This is a genomic window from Rhodococcus sp. DMU1 (genome assembly GCF_012272955.1).
GTDB classification, from domain to species: domain Bacteria; phylum Actinomycetota; class Actinomycetes; order Mycobacteriales; family Mycobacteriaceae; genus Rhodococcus; species Rhodococcus aetherivorans.
The window spans coordinates 5,253,736-5,270,587 of record NZ_CP050952.1 but is presented as its reverse complement, the minus strand read 5'-3'; the positions used below and the strand labels follow the sequence as shown (position 1 = coordinate 5,270,587).

The window sequence follows — 16,852 nt, the reverse complement described above, 5'->3', positions numbered from 1 at the left end:
GTCCGGACAGTACTGGAGTAGTCATGCCCGTCCCCACCGTCGACCTCGCCCCCGGCCTGACCGTCAGCGCACAGGGATACGGCGCGATGTCGGTCTCGCCCGCCTACGGACCCGTCGATCTCGACGAGGCCTTGGCGACGCTGCATCACGCCGTCGACCTGGGGGTCACGTTTGTCGATACCGCGAACGTCTACGGCGACGGCACCAGCGAACGGGTCGTCGGGAAGCTGCTGCAGGACCGCGGCGACGAGGTGCAGGTGGCCACGAAGTTCGGGCTCGTCGGTGCGCTGGGCAGCGGTAATCGCGGCATCGACGGCCGTCCCGAGTACGCGAAGAAGGCCCTCGACGAGTCCCTCGGCCGGCTCGGGGTGGACCGCGTCGACCTGTACTACCTGCACCGTGTGGACCCGGACGTGCCCATCGAGGACACGGTCGGCGCGTTGGCCGAGCTGGTGCAGGCCGGCAAGATCCGGCACATCGGGTTGTCCGAGGCCACCGGCGACGAGCTGCGCCGCGCGCACGCCGTGCACCCGATCGCCGCGATCCAGTCCGAGTGGAGCATCGTCTCCCGGGACGTCGAGAAGAACGTCGTGCCGACCGCCGCCGAGCTGGGCATCGGCTTCGTGCCGTACTCGCCGGTCAGCCGAGGTCTGCTCACCGACGCGTTCGATGCCGCCCGGATCGGGGAGAAGGACCTGCGCCGGCGCTTCCCCCGATTCGCCGCCGACGCGCTGCCCGCGAACCTGCAGGTGCGTGCCGCGGTGCGCGCGGTGGCCGACGAGGTGGGCGCGACGATCGCGCAGGTGGCGCTGGCGTGGCTCGACGCCAAGGCGCGGCAGTTCGGGCTGCCGTCGGTGGCGATCCCGGGCAGCCGCTCCGCCGCGCGGGTCACCGAGAACGCCGGCGCGCTCGACGTGCGTCTCACCGACGAGCACGTCGCCAGGCTCGACACCCTCGCCGACGCGGTCGTGGGTGGGCGGGCCGCGGACCCGACCTGGGTGTCGTGGGGCCGGGAGTGACTACCGGCGGGTAGTCGCGTCGCCGCGTAGGGTCGTTTCATCATGAAACGGGTTTGGTGGGTGTGGGGCGTGGGTGTCCTCGCCTATGTCGTGGCCGTCATGCATCGCACGTCGTTCGGCGTATCCGGACTCGCCGCGACCGAACGCTTCGACATCACCCCGGCCGTGCTGTCGGGCTTCGTGGTCCTGCAGATCGTGGTGTACGCGAGCATGCAGATCCCGGCCGGGGTGCTGCTCGACCGGTTCGGTTCCCGGGTGATGATCGCCTCGGGTGCGGCGATCATGGCGGTGGCGCAGCTGGTGCTGGCGTTCACCGAGTCCCTGCCCGCCGCCTATGCGGCCCGCGTCTTCGTCGGGGCGGGCGACGCGCTGACCTTCATCTCGGTGCTGCGGCTGGTGCCGGTGTGGTTCGACACGCGGCGGGTGCCGCTGGTGTCGCAGCTGACCGGCATCCTGGGGCAGCTGGGTCAGGTGCTCTCGGCGCTGCCCTTCGTGCTGATCCTGGGCGGAGCGGGGTGGAGCGCGGCGTTCGCGAGCGCCGCGGCGCTCGGCGTGCTCGCCTGCGTGCTCGCGGTCGCAGTGGTGCGCGACGCGCCGCCGGGGGTGGTCGTGCGGACCGAGGCTGCCGGGATGCGGCAGGTGCTCGGGCAGATCAGGGTGGTGTGGCGCAGACCGGGCACACGGCTCGGCTTCTTCACCCACATGGGCACCCAATTCTCCATCACCACGTTCGCATTGCTGTGGGGCGTGCCGTACCTCCAGTCGGCGCAGGGCCTGTCCGCGGCGGCCGCCGGTTCGCTGCTCACCCTCTCCGTGGTCTCGGCGATCGCGGCCGGCCCGGTGCTCGGGATCCTCAGCGGCCGGTTCCCGCTGCACCGATCGTGGCTGGTGCTGTCGATCATGGTGAGCAACGCCGCGATGTGGACGGTCGTGCTGCTGTTGCCGGCGCCAGCCCCGATGTGGCTGCTCGTCCTCCTGATCGTGACCATCTCGGTGGGCGGACCCGGGTCTATGATCGGATTCGACTATGCGCGGACATTCAACCCGAGCACCGCGCTCGGCACCGCCCAGGGCATGGTCAACATCGGCGGATTCCTGGCGTCCCTGCTGGTGATCCAGGCGATGGGGTTGATCCTGCAGCGTCTCGGCGGCTACACCTTCGAGGCGTTCCGGGTCGCCTGGCTGGCGCAGTATCCCGTGTGGGTCGTGGCGATCATCGGGGTGCTCGTCACCCGCGGCAAGGCCCGCCGCGAGGCGGGCGTGTCGCCGCGGACGCTGCGGCAGGTGCTGCGCGACGGTCGTCGCGCGGGGCCGGCGAATTCGCAGACGCGGATCGAGGAGGCTGGCGATGACGGGGAGCGGACCCGGGCGGACTGACATCCTCCGGCGGGATCTGGCTCGGTTCCTGAAGACCTGCGGGTTCGGTGTCGAAGAGTTGCGGACGAAGATCGACATCGTCCGCAGCGAGTTCGCCGACACCCACGGTTACGATCCCGTCGAGCATGCCGAAACGTGGCTGACCACGCCCGACTCGGTCCTGGACGAGGCCGATCCACCGCTGCGGGTCGAGGACCTCGGGCGGGACGTCGCCGGGATCCGGCTCACGTGCGCCGTCACCGCCGACGTGTACCGCGTACGGGACCTGCTCGTCGCCCGGCGGGACGTGCGGGTGATCGAGGCGAGGGACTACATCAAGCGCGCCGGCCCGGACGGGTACCGCGGGCTGTGCCTCGTCGTGGAGGTGCCGGTGGCGTCGACCGGCCGGGTGCGGACCGTGTACGTGGAGGTGCAGATCCGCACCGGGGTCATGGAGTCGTGGGAGAGCGTGGCGACGCGGCTGCGCACCGAGTTCGACGGTCACGTCCCGCGGGAGATGCTCGACGAACTGCGCGCCGCCGCGGAGAGCGCCCGGGATCTCGACTCGCGGATCGGCGCGTTGCAGCGGCACGTGGAGGAGCGGTCCGAGGCGGACCGGGACGCACCCCCGGCGTAGGTCCGCTCGCCCGGCGTGGCCGCGCGCGGACGGCACCGATGCGCGCGGGGGATCACGGATACGACGAACCCCGCCGCGAGCGCGTCGCGACGGGGTTCGTGCTGCGGGGCTCAGTTGTAGCTGTAGAAGCCCTGGCCGGTCTTGCGGCCGAGGCGGCCGGCGTCGACCATGCGGCGCAGCAGCGCCGGGGGCGCGTAGTGCGGCTCGGCGAACTCGTCGTACAGCGACTGGGCGGCGTTGAGGGTGACGTCGAGACCGACGGTGTCGATGAGGGTGAGCGGGCCCATCGGGTAGCCGCAGCCGCCCTTCATCGCGGCGTCGATGTCTTCCTTCGTCGCGTAGCCCGACTCGAGCATCCGCACGGCGGACGTCAGGTACGGGATCAGCAGCGCGTTGACGATGAAGCCGGCGCGGTCGCCCGCGCGGACCGTCATCTTGCCGAGGGTGTTCTTGACGTAGTCGAAGACGGCGTTCGCCGTCTCCTCCTCGGTGGTCAGCGCCGAGATGATCTCCACCAGCGGCATCACCGGCACCGGGTTGAAGAAGTGCACACCCACCACCTGTCCCGGACGCGACGTCGCCTGGGCCATCTTGATCACCGGGAGCGACGACGTGTTGGTCGCCAGGATGCCGGAGGGCTTCACGACCGCGTCGAGCTTGGTGAAGATGTCGACCTTGAGCGACTCGATCTCGGGCGCCGCCTCGATGACGAGATCACGGTCGGCGAGATCGGCGACATCGGTGGTGACCCGAACCCGCGCGATCGCGGCGTCGGCCTCCTCCTGCGTGATCTTGCCGCGGGCGACGCCCTTGCCGATCGAGCCGGAGACGCGCTTGCGGGCCGCGTCGGCGAACTCCTCGCTGGTCTCGAGCACGATCACGTCGCTGCCGGCCTTGGCGCACACCTCGGCGATGCCGGCCCCCATCGTGCCGCCACCGACTACACCGATCAATTCCACTGCCACGGGAGATTCTCCTCGATACGAAGGTTGGACCAGGGTGAACTTACTGCCGCCGCGTCAGCGGAGCAGCGCGCGGGACATGACGACCCGCTGGATCTGGTTGGTGCCCTCGTAGATCTGGGTGATCTTGGCGTCGCGCATCATCCGCTCGACCGGGAAGTCGGTGGTGTAGCCGGCACCGCCGAACAGCTGCACGGCGTCCGTGGTGACCTCCATCGCGACGTCGGAGGCGAAGCACTTGGCGGCGGAGGAGATGAAGCCCAGGTTCGGCTCCCCGCGCTCGGCGCGCGCCGCGGAGGTGTACACCATCAGGCGTGCCGCCTCGACCTTCATGGCCATGTCGGCCAGCATGAACTGCACACCCTGGAAGTCGGAGATCGGCTTGCCGAACTGCTTGCGGTCCTTGGTGTAGGCGATCGCCGCGTCGAGCGCACCCTGCGCGAGGCCGACCGCCTGCGCGCCGATGGTGGGGCGGGTGTGGTCGAGGGTCGCGAGGGCGGTCTTGAAGCCGGTGCCGGGCTCGCCGATGATGCGGTCGCCGGGGATGCGGCAGTTCTCGAAGTACAGCTCGGCGGTCGGGGAGCCCTTGATGCCGAGCTTCTTCTCCTTGGGGCCGACGACGAAGCCCTCGTCGTCCTTGTGGACCATGAACGCGGAGATGCCGTTGGCGCCCTTGTCGGGGTCGGTGACGGCCATGACGGTGTACCAGCTGGACTTGCCGCCGTTGGTGATCCAGCACTTGGAGCCGTTGAGGATCCAGTCGTCGCCGTCGGCCTTGGCGCGGGTACGCATGCCCGCGGCGTCGGAGCCGGCCTCCCGCTCGGACAGCGCGTAGGACGCCATGTCGCCCTTGACCAGGTCGGGCAGGACCTTCTGCTTGAGTTCCTCGGAGCCGGACAGGATCAGGCCCATGGTGCCGAGCTTGTTCACGGCCGGGATCAGCGAGGACGAACCGCAGACGCGGGCGACCTCCTCGATGACGATGCAGGTGGCGACCGAGTCGGCGCCGTCGCCGCCGTACTCCGTGGGGACGTGGATCGCGTTCAAGCCGGACTTGTTGAGGGCGTCGAGGGCCTCCTGCGGGAAGCGGGAGTTCTCGTCGACGTCCTTGGCGTAGGGCGCGATCTCCTTTTCGGCCAGCGCGCGGATGGCGGCGCGAAGCTCATCGTGCTCCTCGCCCAGCTTGAACAGACCGAACTCCGGGTTGAAGGCCATGACGGCGGACTCCTATCGGCACGCAGTGCCAGTTCTTGTTTGGGTGTCGCATCCATCCTACTGAGTGGAGGGCTCGCGACGTCACGAAATCGGTTCCAGTGAACCACGGCACTCAGTGCCACGTCAATGGGGTGGTGGATCGTCGGCCACCCCCTGACGTCAGTCCGACGCCGCCTCGAGCTGCGCCTGCACCTGGCGGGCGACCTCCGCGGGCGACGTGCCCGGGGGATAGGTCACCACCGTGATCGCGCGCTCGGCGTCCCGCGCCGGACCGACGGCCGGCGCGGCGCTCTGCCCCGGTGCGACACCGAACGAGCGCCGCACCTCGAGCAGCGCGCGGCGCAGTTCCTCCGCCGTCGCGGACTCGTCGCCGCGGATCATCGCGCGCAGCAGGAAGTTGTGCGTCGCGGTCATCGCGGCCGCGAAGCTGACGATCCGCACCCCCGACTCCGACGGCACCGCCGAGCGCAGGTAGTCGGTGAACAGCCGCTCGTAGCGGTACGTCGTGACCAGCTCCCGCTCGCGCAGCGCAGGCACCCGCTGCACCACGCGATACCGCCACACCGCAAGCTCCCGCTTGTCCCGGAAGTGCCCGAACACCAGCTCGGCGGCCTCGGCGGCGGCCGCCCACGGATCGTCGAAGTTCCCCGACAGATAGTGTCCGACCTGCTCGAGCAGCGATTCGTGATCGGCGAAGATCACGTCCTCCTTCGAGCGGAACTGCCGGAAGAAGGTCCGTCGCGACACTCCCGCGGCCGACGCGATCTGCTCGACGGTGGTCGACTCGTAGCCGTACTCGGAGAACAGGCGGATCGCCTGCGTCACCACGTGCACCCGGAACTGGGCGGGATCGGGGCCGGTCGCGTCGATGCGGCGGGCGGAGTCGGGACCGAGTGCCATGGTTCTCAGTATCCAATCCGCGGTATCGAAGTCGAAACGGCCGCGCCGCCGGACCCGGCGGCGCGGCCGGCGTCAGGCCTGCGCCGAGTGCGCGGCCCGCAGCTCGAACTTGAGGATCTTGCCGGTCGGCGTCCGCGGCAGATCCAGCGGGAACACGATCTCCCGCGGCACCTTGTACCCGGCGAGCAACGTGCGCGTGTAGGAGATCAGCTCCTCGGCCGTCACGGTCTCGCCCTTCTTCAGGATCACGAACGCCTTGGGACGCTCGCCCCACTTCTCGTCGGGCACGCCCACCACCGCGACGTCCAGCACGGCCGGGTGGCTGACGATGGCCTGCTCGACCTCCACGGTGGAGATGTTCTCGCCGCCGGAGATGATGATGTCCTTGGCGCGGTCCTTGAGCTGGATGTATCCGTCCGGGTACATCACGCCCAGGTCGCCGGTGTGGAACCAGCCGCCCTTGAACGCCTCCGCCGTGGCCTCCGGATCCTTGAAGTACCCCGCCATGACGTTGTTGCCGCGCAGCACGATCTCGCCCATCGTCTGCCCGTCCGCGGGCACGTCGTTCATGTTCGCGTCGACGACCCGTGCGTTCTCCGCCTGCAGCATGCCCACGCCCTGCCGCGACAGGAGCGCCGCGCGTTCCTCGGCGGGCTTGTCGTCCCACGAGTCCTGGTATTCGCAGATCGTGTACGGCCCGTAGACCTCGGTGAGGCCGTACACGTGCACGACGGTCACGCCGATCGCCTCGAGCTGCGCGATCACCGTCGGCGACGGGGGCGCGCCCGCCGTGGTGATCCGTAGCGGCCGGTCCAGCCGGTGGGCCTGCGGGGCCTCGGCGATGGTCGAGCACACCGCGGGGGCGCCGCAGAGGTTGGTCACGCCCAGGTTGTCGATGGCGTCCCAGATCGCGTCCGCCCGCACGGCCCGCAGGCAGATGTGCGTGCCGGCGGCCGCCGTCACGGCCCACGGCGTGCACCAGCCGTTGCAGTGGAACATCGGCAGGGTCCACAGGTACTGCGTCTTCCCGTCGAACCCGTTGTGGAACGTCTCGCCGAAGGAATTGAGGTAGGCGCCGCGGTGCGTGTACATCACGCCCTTCGGCTTGCCGGTGGTGCCCGACGTGTAGTTCAGGGTGATGACCTGCTCCTCGTCGTCGACGCCCCAGGGCAGCGGGGTGTCGTCGAGGTCGTCGGCGGCGGCGAGGAACTCGTCGTACCGGGTGGTGACGATCCCGGCCGGCACGTCGGGGTACGGGACCGTCGAATCCGGCACCTCCACGACCGCCGTCAGCGACGGCACGCCGGCCGTGACACCGGCGACCGACCCCACGAACTCCGAGTCGACGAACAGCAGCGACGCCTCCGCGTGCCCGAGGATGTACTCGAGTTCGGGCCCGGCGAGCCGGGAGTTCAGCGCGATCAGCACGCCTCCGGCGAGCGGCACCGCGAAGTGCGCGATGAGCAGTTCCGGCACGTTCGGCGCCAGGAAGGCCACCCGGTCACCCGGCTGGATCCGGCTGCGCAGGACGCGGGCCAGGCGCTGCGCCTCGTCGGCGAACTGCGCGTACGTGTAGCGGCGGTCGCCGTGGACGATCGCGGTGCGGTCGGGGAACACGGACGACGAACGCTCGAGGAACCGCAGGGGGCTGAGCGGGGTGTGGTTCGCCGTTCGGGCGGTGGGGACGGACGTGGGGGTGGGCACGGATACCTCCGGGACTTCGGCACTCGGTCGGTGTACGCCATTGTGATCGCTGCAACACCGGAACGGGTGGAGGTTATGAGTCACGACAGATTCCCCGCTACCCTCCGAAGTGGGTATTCGCGGTCTCGGAGGTGGTTCCGGTGAGGTCTGTGTCGACGAACCCAGCGTCGACGAACCCAGCGTCGACGAGCACGGCGTCGACGAACCCGGCATCGACACGGGTCGGGACGCCGAATGTTGCGGCGACGCGCCAGGGCCCGCACGCGCACCTGCGGCCGAGCGACGAGGACGCCCTGCGCGCCGAGCTGCGGCAGCTGCAGATCTCGACCGGGATGCCCGTGCTGTTCGGTGGCACCGTGCACGGGGGGGACATGCTGCTGTCCGGTTTCGTCGGCACCCGCAGCGGCATCCTCCGCGACCTGGTGATCAGCTCCGAGTGCGGACTCGGCGGCAAGGTGGTCGCCGAGCAACGGCCCGGTGCGGTGTCGGACTACTTCAACTCCCCCCAGATCTCCCACGAGTACGACCGGGAGGTCGCGGGGGAGGGCATCGAGTCGCTGCTCGCCGTTCCGGTGGTGGTGCGCCGCCGCACCCGCGCCGCCCTGTACGGCGGCCTGCGGACCAGCCTGCCGATCGGCGACGTGGTCGTCGAGCAGGTGATGCGGTCGGCCCGCAGGCTCGCCCGCGAGATCGAGATCCGGGACGAGGTGGACCGGCGGGTCGCCCTCATCGACAACGCCCGCGCCGCCGCCCCGTCCGCCGTGTCCGCGTCGGTGTCGGAGGGCATCACCGAGAGCTACCTGGCCCTGCGGGAGATCGCGGCACAGACGTCCGACCCGGGGATCGAAGCGCGCCTGCGGGAGGTCGAGGAGAAGCTGCGGACGCTGACCGGCGGGGCGGCCACACCGACGGTGCGGCTCTCGGCGCGGGAACGGGATGTGCTGGCGTATGTGGCGCTCGGGTGCCGCAACGCCGAGATCGCCGAGCGGCTGTCGCTGAGCGTGGAGACCGTCAAGAGCTACATGCGCAATCTGATGGGCAAGCTCGAGGTCGGCAGCCGGCACGAGGCGGTCGTCGAGGCCCGTCGGCAAGGCCTGTTGCCCTAGCAGGGCTTTGTCGCAGCCCACCTCCGTAGCGGACCGGGGCGGATTCCCGGCTCGGCGCCAGTCGGTAGCGGTGGGCAGCGCCGACATCGGACGTTCATCGCGTTCTTGGTGCCGTTCGAGGATCTGGGGATCGGGCAGAGCCCGATGCTGCAGCCGGAGCCGTCGCAGTGGGCGCAGCCGCTCCCCGGCGACGGGCTCTGAACCACCCGGAGGTCAGTACTTGGCGACGGTGAGCAGCGCGACCGTGTCGGCGACGGCGTCGATCCGGTGCCGGGTGCGGGGTAAGGCGATCAGGTCGCCGCTGCGTCCGTCCCAGCTCGTCCGGTCGGCGACGACACGGATGCGCCCGCGCAGGATGTACACCGTGGCCTCACCGGGACTGACGTGCTCGGCCATGGACTGTCCGGCCTGCAACGCCACGAGGGTCTGCCGCAGCACGTGTTCGTGCCCGCCGTAGACGGTCTCGGCGCTGCGGCCGCTGGGCGCGGCGGCGGCATGCGCGGCCAGGTGACGGGCGAGCGCATCGAGCGCAAGCTTCTTCATCGCCGCTCCCGGGGACCGGTGCCGGCGTGCACGGCACCCCGCGGAGGGGTGGTGCGCGCGCTGCTGCGGGCGCCTGCGGCGGTGGGCAGGTGCACGGTGAATCGGGCGCCGGTTCCGGCTCCGCCGCTGGAGGCGGTCAGCGTACCGCCGTGGGCTTCGACCAGGGCGCGGGCGATGGTCAATCCGATGCCGCTGCCGCCTTCTTGCCGTCGGCGGGCGGGGTCGGCACGGTAGAACCGGTCGAACAGATGACTCAGGTGCTCGGCGGCGATGCCGTCGCCGGTGTCGGTGACGGTGATCCCGGCTTCTCCGTCGACGGCGGTGGTGGCGACGGTGACCGTGCCCCCGGCGGGGGTGTGCCGCAGGGCGTTGTCGAGCAGATTGCCCAGCACCTGCCCGATCCGGTCCGGGTCGACCGTGACCGCGGCGGGGTGCTCGACGTCTTCGACCAGGGCGACGCCCTTGGCGGCGTAGCGGTCGGCGGCGACGCGGACCGCGGCGTCGACGAGGGTGCGGGTGTCGGTGGGCACGGGCGTGACGGACAGCCGGCCCTCTTCGGCGCGCGAGACCGCGCCCATGTCCTCGGCGAGCCGCCCGAGCCGGGCGGTGCTCGACCGCAGGACCGCGAGGGTCTCGGCGTCGGGAACCCGGATGCCGTCTTCGAGGGCCTCGAGGTGGGCATCGAGAGTGGCCAGCGGGGTGCGCATCTCGTGCGCGAGATCCGAGAGCATGCGCCGCCGGGTGGTTTCGACCGAGTCCAGCCGATCGGCGAGCTGGTTGAACGTCTCGGCGAGCTGGTCGAATTCGTGCCCGAGACCGGGTCCGGGCAGACGCACGCCGTAGTGGCCGCCGGCGATCTCGGTGGCCGAGGCGGCCACGCCGGTGACCGAGCGCTGCACCCTGCGGGTGAAGTACCAGCTCACCGCCAGCGCCATCAGCGCCGAGACCACCAGCGCGATGGCCAGCGAGATGATCATCGCCGAAGTGAACGCCTCCTCCACATGCGCCGCCTCGGTCGAGACGTGCTCGATACCTGCCTGCTCGAGGTGGTTGTGGAACAGTCCCGGGGCGACGGCGGCGGCCACCAGCCAGGCGCTGATCGCGCCGCCGACGACGACGATCGCCTGCGCGGCCAGTAGCCGGCTGCCGAATCCGACACTGCGGCGCCCGGGCCTCCGCCCTGCTGCCGCCCGTGGGGGTGGTGTGGTCACTGCCCGGCTCCCATGCGGTATCCGACCCCGCGCACGGTGCGCACGAAGACCCCGCGGGTGGCGTCGTCGCCGAGTTTGCGGCGCAGGTGCCCGATGTGCACGTCGACCAGGTGTTCGTCGCCGACCCAGCTCGGGCCCCACACCGCGGTGATGAGCTGCGCCCGGGTGAACACCATGTTGGGGTGTGCGGACAGCGCGGCGAGGAGGTCGAATTCGGTGCGGGTCAAGGCGATCGGGGTACCGTCGACCCACACCTCGCGGCCGGCCGCATCGAGGGTCAACGACCCGAACGTACGGCGGCCGGTATCGGTGCCGGACTGCGCGGGGGTGCGGCCGTCCCCGGTCGAGGGTCGGGGGCGCCGCAACATGGCCTGGATGCGGGCGATGAGTTCACGCGGACTGAAGGGTTTGGTCATGTAGTCGTCGGCGCCGACCGACAGGCCGACCAGGGTGTCGATCTCGTCGGCGCGGGCGGTGAGCATGACGACGTAGGCGTCGGAGAACGTGCGCAGCTGCCGGCACACCTCGATCCCGTCCAGGTGCGGCAACCCCAGATCGAGCACCACGACATCCGGATCGACCTGCCGGGCGCGCTCGACGGCGTCGAGCCCGTCGTGCACGAGCGTGACCTCGCAGCCGGCGCGTTCGAGGTAGGTGCCCACAACCCGGGCCAGCGCCACTTCGTCTTCGACCACCAGCGCCCGCAGGCCGCTCGGGGGGACCGCTGCGCTCGAGGCAGAGGCGGGGACGAGCTGATCGGAACCGGAGGCCATGTCCCATCGTGACCGCCGCGGCGGGCCGGTGGCGACGTTCTTCAGCGAACCTTCATCGAACGCCAACCCGCGGCGTCGGGTAACGGGCCCAGACTCGGATCCGGGCCTTTCGAGGAAAGGAGCGGCCGTGATGTGGGGATCGGGCGCAGTGGGCTGGGCCGGCTGGATGGTGATGGCGCTGACGATGATCGGTTTCTGGGCGTTGGTGGCCTTCGGCATCGCCGCGCTGTTCCGCACCGGTCACCGCACCGGCACCCCGCCACCGCCGGCCGATCCGCTGCGCGTCCTCGACGACCGTTTCGCACGGGGCGAGATCGACGCCGACGAGTACCAAGCCCGGCGGCGGGCGCTGCGTCCCTATCGGTGAGCGGCGCCGACCTCGTGTCGTCCGTTGTCGTCCCAACGTTTCCAGGAGATGTGTGTGGTGCAGATGTCCCGCCGTATGTTTCTGCTCGGTGCGTCCGCGGCCGCCGGGGCGATGGCCCTCGGTGGGCCGGTCGGCTGCGCCCGCCCCGGTGTAGCGGGAAATCCGGTCGGGCCGGGCGCCGAGGCGGTGCGCCGGCTCGAGGCCCAACGCCGTACCACCGGGCAGGCGGTGGTCGCCGCGCAGGTGACGGCGCGGCCTGTGCAGGTCGACCTCGGCGGTACGGTGGTCTCGACCTGGGGCTATGGTGACACGCTGCCCGGTCCGCTGCTGCGGGCCCGGGCCGGGGATCTGCTGCAGGTGCGGGTCGACAACCGACTCGAGGCCGACACCAGCATCCACTTCCACGGCATCGCGATGAGCAACGACATGGACGGGGTACCGGGGCTCACGCAGGAGCCCATCGTCGCCGGGGAGTCGTTCACCTACGAATTCACGCCCCCGCATCCGGGCACCTACTTCTACCACTCGCATACCGGGCTGCAGCTCGACCGCGGCCTGTACGGGGTGGTGGTGATCGACGACCCGGCCGAGCCCGGCGGCTACGACGACGAATGGGTCGTCGTGCTCGACGACTGGGTCGACGGCACCGGCCGCACCCCCGACGATGTCGCCCGCGAACTCGGCATGCCGGCCCCCGGCCGGCCCGCCCCCCGTGCGGGTGGGATGGGCTCGATGATGGACCACGGCGCGATGGGCGGCATGGGCTCGATGATGGGTGCAGAGAGCATGCGCTCGGACCTGCTCGGCGGCGCCGGCGACGTGAACTACCCGTACTACCTGCTCAACGGCCGCACCCCCGTCGACCCGGTGACCCTGACCGCCGCCCCGGGGCAGCGGGTGCGGATCCGGCTGGTCAATGCCGCCTCGGACACCGCCTTCCGCGTCGGGCTCGGTGGACATGCGATGACGGTCACCCACAGTGACGGTTTCCCCGTGTCCCCCCGGAACACCGACGCGGTGCTGATCGGTATGGGCGAACGGTTCGATGTGCTGGTCACCCTCGCCGACGGGGTGTTCCCGCTCTACGCCGCCGCCGAAGGCAAACCCGGCCACGCGGTGGCCGTCGTGCGCACCGCCGCCGGGACGGCCGCCACCGATACCCGGCCCGGCGAGCTGGATCGGCGGGTGCTGCTCGGCACCGCCCTGTCCCCGGCCGAGCAGGTGCGGTTGCCCCGACGATCCCACGACAACTACCTGAGCGTCGACATGGGCGGCACGATGGCCCCGTACCGGTGGATGCTCAACGGCGCCACCTTCCCCGACACCGCGCCGCTGACCGTCGCCCAGGGACAACGGGTACGGATGCGGTTACGGAACATGTCGGCCATGTTCCACCCGATGCACGTGCACGGACACACCTTCGCCCTGGTCGACGGCGGAGCCCGCAAGGATACCGTGACGGTGCGTCCGATGCAGACTGTGGAAATCGAGTTCGACGCCGACAACCCGGGCCAGTGGGCCCTGCACTGCCACAACGCCTACCACCAGGAAGCCGGAATGATGACGACCCTGTCCTACCGCGCCTGAGAAGACGGAGTCTGCGTATGACGACTCCTCCCGGCGAGCACCCCGCCACCGCCGAAGCCATGAGCACCCCACCGGCGGCCGTGCCGGCCCGCAAGGGCCCGCTGGCCGCGACCTGGAACGCCGTGTCCGCGGCCCTCGGCGCGGTGATGGGGCTGGCGCCGCACGTGCTGCACCACGTCGGCCTGATCGCCGGGGCCGCGCTGGTCACCGGCGCCGGGGGCAACCTGTTGTTCTTCGCCCTCGGGGTGGTGTTCTCGATTCCGCTGCTGCGCCGGCTGTATCGGCGGTTTGCCACCTGGAAGGCCCCGGCGATCGCCCTGGTGGTGTTCGCGGCGATGTTCTCGCTCTCGGCGTTCGTGCTCGGACCGGCTCTGACCGGCCCCTCGGCCCCGAACCCTGCACCGGCGCCGGGACCGAACTCGGTGCCGACGACCACCGTCCCGGCCGACCACGGCGAACACCACAGCGGCTGAGGGACTGTCACCGCAGGGCCCGGCGGTACCCGTTTCGGGGGATACAGAGTCTTCAACAGATCTTCACCGAACCACCAGCCGAAACCCCCACCGCGGCGGGAAGAGTCATCGGCGCACGGCTCCGGTACCCACCGACCCGCACATCGGGAATCCGAGGAGGCGAGATGGCTGATCATCGCCGGGGCACTGGTACCGACGAGCACGGACCCTGACCCGGGACCCGGACTTCTTCAACGGATCTTCATCCAACCACCAGAAGATGCCGGGTCGGGGCGGGGCAGACTCGGACTCGATCAGCGATGACCGTTCACCGGTGTCGGCTATCGGTACTGCGGTTCGGCGGAACCGCACTGCGTACGGGGCGAGTAACGCGTCCCCGCCATCAGAGGGAGGGACCGGATCGAATGAACCGAACCACCGTTCTCGAAGTAGGCGGCCTGCACTGGGCGACGTCGACGCCGGTCATCGAATCGACCCTGCTGCGCCGACCGGGAGTGACCGCGGTGGAGGCCAACGCGGTGAACCAGACCGCCACCGTCACCTACGATCCGGACCGCACGTCGGTGGCGGAGCTGTCGAAATGGGTGCGGGACTGCGGCTATCACTGCGCCGGCCGCTCGGTGCCCGAGCACGTGTGCGACCCGATGAGCGAACCGGCTCCGGGCCCGGGCACACCCGCACATCCCCCGCAGCCGGCGGCGCACGAGATGCCTGGCGGGCACACCGCGCAGGAGCTGATGGATCACGGCGGTCACGCCGGGATGTCGATGGACGCCATGGTCCGCGACATGCGCAATCGGTTCCTGGTGGCGCTGGTGCTGTCGATCCCGATCATGTTGTGGTCGCCGATGGGTCGCGAGATGTTCGGGTTCACCGTCCCGGCGCCGTTCGGCCTGCGCGACGACGTGTTCACCCTGTTGCTGAGCCTGCCGGTGATCTTCTACTCGTCGTGGATCTTCTTCGACGGTGCCTACCGGGCCTTGAAGGCGCGGACCCTGGACATGATGGTGCTCGTCGCCGTCGCGATCGGCACCGGCTGGCTCTACAGCGTGGGCGTGACACTGACGGGCGGCGGCGAGGTGTTCTACGAGGCCGCCTCCGTGCTGGCGAGCTTCGTGCTGCTCGGGCACTGGTTCGAGATGCGCGCCCGCGGCGGCGCCAACGATGCCATCCGGACCCTGCTCGAACTCGCCCCGCCGATGGCGGTGGTACTGCGCGACGGGCAGCCGGTGGAGATCCCCACCGCCGAGGTCGTGGTCGGGGACCTGCTCCTGATCCGACCGGGGGCGAAGATCCCGGTCGACGGCACCGTCGAGACCGGCAGTTCCGAGGTCGACGAATCCATGGTCACCGGGGAGTCCCTGCCGGTGACCAAGGCCGAAGGATCCGAGGTGATCGGTGCGTCGATCAACACCACCGGCACTCTGCGGGTACGGGCGACCAAGGTCGGCTCCGACACCGCCCTCGCGCAGATCGTCGCGCTGGTGCAGGAGGCCCAGAACTCCAAGGCACCCGGCCAGCGCCTGGCCGATCGCGCCGCATTCTGGCTGGTGCTCGTCGCCCTGATCGGGGGGCTGGGCACGTTCGTGGTGTGGTGGGCGGTCGACGGGGATGTGCAGCGGGCGCTGCTGTTCGCCATCACCGTCGTGGTGATCACCTGCCCCGACGCGCTCGGGTTGGCCACCCCGACCGCGATCATGGTCGGCACCGGTCTCGGCGCCCAGCGCGGCGTGCTGTTCAAGAACGCCGCTGCCCTCGAGACCTCGGCCCGCATCGACACCGTGGTGATGGACAAGACCGGCACCTTGACCAAGGGCGAGCCGGAGGTCACCGACGTCGTCGTCGACGGTCTCACCGAGGACGAGCTGCTGACCCTCGTGACGGCGGTCGAACGCGAATCCGAGCATCCTCTCGCCGGTGCGATCGTGCGCTATGCCGCCGCCCGCGGCCTTCCCGCGGTGTCGTTGGAGAACTTCCGCAACGTGCCCGGACACGGTGCGGTCGCCGAGGTGGCGGGCCGGCGGGTGGCCATCGGCAACCGCAAACTCATGGTCGCCGAGAACGTCGACTTCGGCGCGTTGATGGACCGGCGCGACGAGCTGGCTTCGACCGGCCGCACCGCGGTCCTCGTCGCTGTCGACGGCCGCGGCGTCGGGGCGATTGCCCTGGCCGACGCCGCCCGGGAGACCTCGGCCGAGGCGGTGGCGTCGCTGCACGAACTCGGCATCGAGGTGGTCATGCTCTCCGGCGACAACGTGGCCACAGCCCGCCGCATCGCCGGACAACTGGGCATCGACACCGTCATCGCCGAGGTGCTGCCCGGCGACAAGGCCGACAAGATCGCCGAACTGCAAAGAGCCGGGAAGAAGGTCGCCATGGTCGGCGACGGCGTCAACGACGCACCCGCCCTCGCGCAGGCGGATCTGGGGATCGCCATCGGTGCCGGCACCGACGTCGCGATCGAAACCGCCGATCTGGTGCTGATGCGCTCGGACCCGCTGGATGTGCCGATTGCGCTGCGCATCGGCCGGGGCACCTTGCGCAAGATGCGGCAGAATCTCGGCTGGGCGGTCGGTTACAACGTCATCGCGCTGCCGATCGCCGCCGGCGTGTTCGAGCCCGCCTTCGGGCTGGTGCTGCGCCCGGAGATCGCGGCGTTGTCGATGTCCGGCTCGAGCCTGATCGTCGCGGTCAATGCGCTGATGCTCAAGCGGCTGCGGTTGCCGTCCCCACCGCAGGAGCAACCGGCGCCGCGCCCGGCACCGGAGCCGATCCCTACCAGCCCGCACCGCTGACCTCACCGCGGTGTCGGCGCATCCAGGGGTCGACGCCAGGGTGGGATCGGGTGGCCGGCGCGGCCGTAGGATCGGTGGTGTGGTCCTCGTGTACGAGATCGCGCTCGTGCTGGTGTCCGTGCTGATCGTCTGGTTCTCGGTCTACGTGCTGTACCGCCTGGTCACCGACGACTCCGACGGTCGCCACTACCGCCGCTGACACCG

At 70.4% G+C, this 16,852-nt stretch carries 15 protein-coding genes; 8 read left to right on the top strand and 7 right to left on the bottom strand.

The window, feature by feature from the left end:
* The first annotated feature begins 23 nt into the window (after positions 1-23).
* From HFP48_RS24015 to HFP48_RS24005, 3 genes are read left to right on the top strand one after another with little or no spacing between them, the layout of a single operon-like run.
* Entirely contained in the window at positions 24-1,019 is a 996-nt protein-coding gene (locus HFP48_RS24015; protein ID WP_050035972.1) for an aldo/keto reductase, read from the top strand.
* A gap of 42 nt (positions 1,020-1,061) precedes the next feature.
* Positions 1,062-2,396 carry an MFS transporter gene (locus HFP48_RS24010; protein WP_050035971.1) on the top strand — a complete coding sequence of 445 codons (1,335 nt, stop codon included), beginning with the start codon at positions 1,062-1,064 and terminating at the stop codon, positions 2,394-2,396.
* Positions 2,368-3,012, top strand: coding sequence for a (p)ppGpp synthetase (locus HFP48_RS24005; protein WP_050035970.1), 645 nt, complete (start codon positions 2,368-2,370; stop codon positions 3,010-3,012). Before HFP48_RS24010 ends, HFP48_RS24005 begins: the two co-directional genes overlap by 29 nt.
* A gap of 110 nt (positions 3,013-3,122) precedes the next feature.
* On the opposite strand, the gene HFP48_RS24000 is transcribed toward HFP48_RS24005, so the two are convergent.
* The 4 genes from HFP48_RS24000 to HFP48_RS23985 form a co-directional block, all read right to left on the bottom strand.
* Complete coding sequence (locus HFP48_RS24000; RefSeq protein WP_029546354.1) at positions 3,123-3,971, bottom strand: 3-hydroxybutyryl-CoA dehydrogenase; 849 nt, start codon at positions 3,969-3,971, stop codon at positions 3,123-3,125.
* A gap of 60 nt (positions 3,972-4,031) precedes the next feature.
* On the bottom strand, positions 4,032-5,189 hold the full coding sequence (locus tag HFP48_RS23995; RefSeq protein ID WP_006930317.1) for an acyl-CoA dehydrogenase: 1,158 nt from the start codon (positions 5,187-5,189) through the stop codon (positions 4,032-4,034).
* A gap of 159 nt (positions 5,190-5,348) precedes the next feature.
* Complete coding sequence (locus HFP48_RS23990) at positions 5,349-6,089, bottom strand: TetR family transcriptional regulator (RefSeq protein WP_006930316.1); 741 nt, start codon at positions 6,087-6,089, stop codon at positions 5,349-5,351.
* 72 nt (positions 6,090-6,161) lie between these two features.
* Entirely contained in the window at positions 6,162-7,793 is a 1,632-nt protein-coding gene (locus HFP48_RS23985; protein WP_006930314.1) for an acyl--CoA ligase family protein, read from the bottom strand.
* A gap of 269 nt (positions 7,794-8,062) precedes the next feature.
* Here HFP48_RS23985 and HFP48_RS23980 point away from each other — a divergent pair, with 269 nt between their 5' ends.
* Positions 8,063-8,899, top strand: coding sequence for a LuxR C-terminal-related transcriptional regulator (locus HFP48_RS23980; protein WP_037202046.1), 837 nt, complete (start codon positions 8,063-8,065; stop codon positions 8,897-8,899).
* A gap of 213 nt (positions 8,900-9,112) precedes the next feature.
* On the opposite strand, the gene HFP48_RS23975 is transcribed toward HFP48_RS23980, so the two are convergent.
* Genes HFP48_RS23975 through HFP48_RS23965 form a run of 3 tightly spaced genes read right to left on the bottom strand, consistent with a single transcriptional unit; the run spans position 9,113 to position 11,351 of the window.
* Positions 9,113-9,442 carry a cupin domain-containing protein gene (locus HFP48_RS23975; RefSeq protein WP_029546350.1) on the bottom strand — a complete coding sequence of 110 codons (330 nt, stop codon included), beginning with the start codon at positions 9,440-9,442 and terminating at the stop codon, positions 9,113-9,115.
* Complete coding sequence (locus HFP48_RS23970) at positions 9,439-10,653, bottom strand: ATP-binding protein (protein WP_065922032.1); 1,215 nt, start codon at positions 10,651-10,653, stop codon at positions 9,439-9,441. The genes HFP48_RS23975 and HFP48_RS23970 overlap by 4 nt, the downstream gene beginning before the upstream one ends.
* Positions 10,650-11,351: a response regulator transcription factor gene (locus tag HFP48_RS23965; RefSeq protein WP_029546345.1), complete on the bottom strand. Its 702-nt coding sequence runs from the start codon at positions 11,349-11,351 to the stop codon at positions 10,650-10,652. The genes HFP48_RS23970 and HFP48_RS23965 overlap by 4 nt, the downstream gene beginning before the upstream one ends.
* Positions 11,352-11,556: 205 nt before the next feature.
* Between HFP48_RS23965 and HFP48_RS23960 the strand changes: the two genes are divergently transcribed.
* The 4 genes from HFP48_RS23960 (at position 11,557) to HFP48_RS23945 (ending at position 16,648) form a co-directional block, all read left to right on the top strand.
* Positions 11,557-11,793, top strand: a complete 237-nt coding sequence (locus tag HFP48_RS23960) for an SHOCT domain-containing protein (RefSeq protein ID WP_037201187.1) — start codon at positions 11,557-11,559, stop codon at positions 11,791-11,793.
* Between the two features lie 54 nt (positions 11,794-11,847).
* The gene (locus tag HFP48_RS23955; protein WP_282597441.1) at positions 11,848-13,380 is read left to right on the top strand and encodes a multicopper oxidase family protein; all 1,533 of its coding nucleotides are present in this window, start codon (positions 11,848-11,850) and stop codon (positions 13,378-13,380) included.
* Between the two features lie 17 nt (positions 13,381-13,397).
* The gene (locus tag HFP48_RS23950; protein ID WP_168580161.1) at positions 13,398-13,853 is read left to right on the top strand and encodes a hypothetical protein; all 456 of its coding nucleotides are present in this window, start codon (positions 13,398-13,400) and stop codon (positions 13,851-13,853) included.
* Between the two features lie 404 nt (positions 13,854-14,257).
* Positions 14,258-16,648: a heavy metal translocating P-type ATPase gene (locus HFP48_RS23945; protein WP_168580160.1), complete on the top strand. Its 2,391-nt coding sequence runs from the start codon at positions 14,258-14,260 to the stop codon at positions 16,646-16,648.
* Positions 16,649-16,852: the final 204 nt, after the last annotated feature.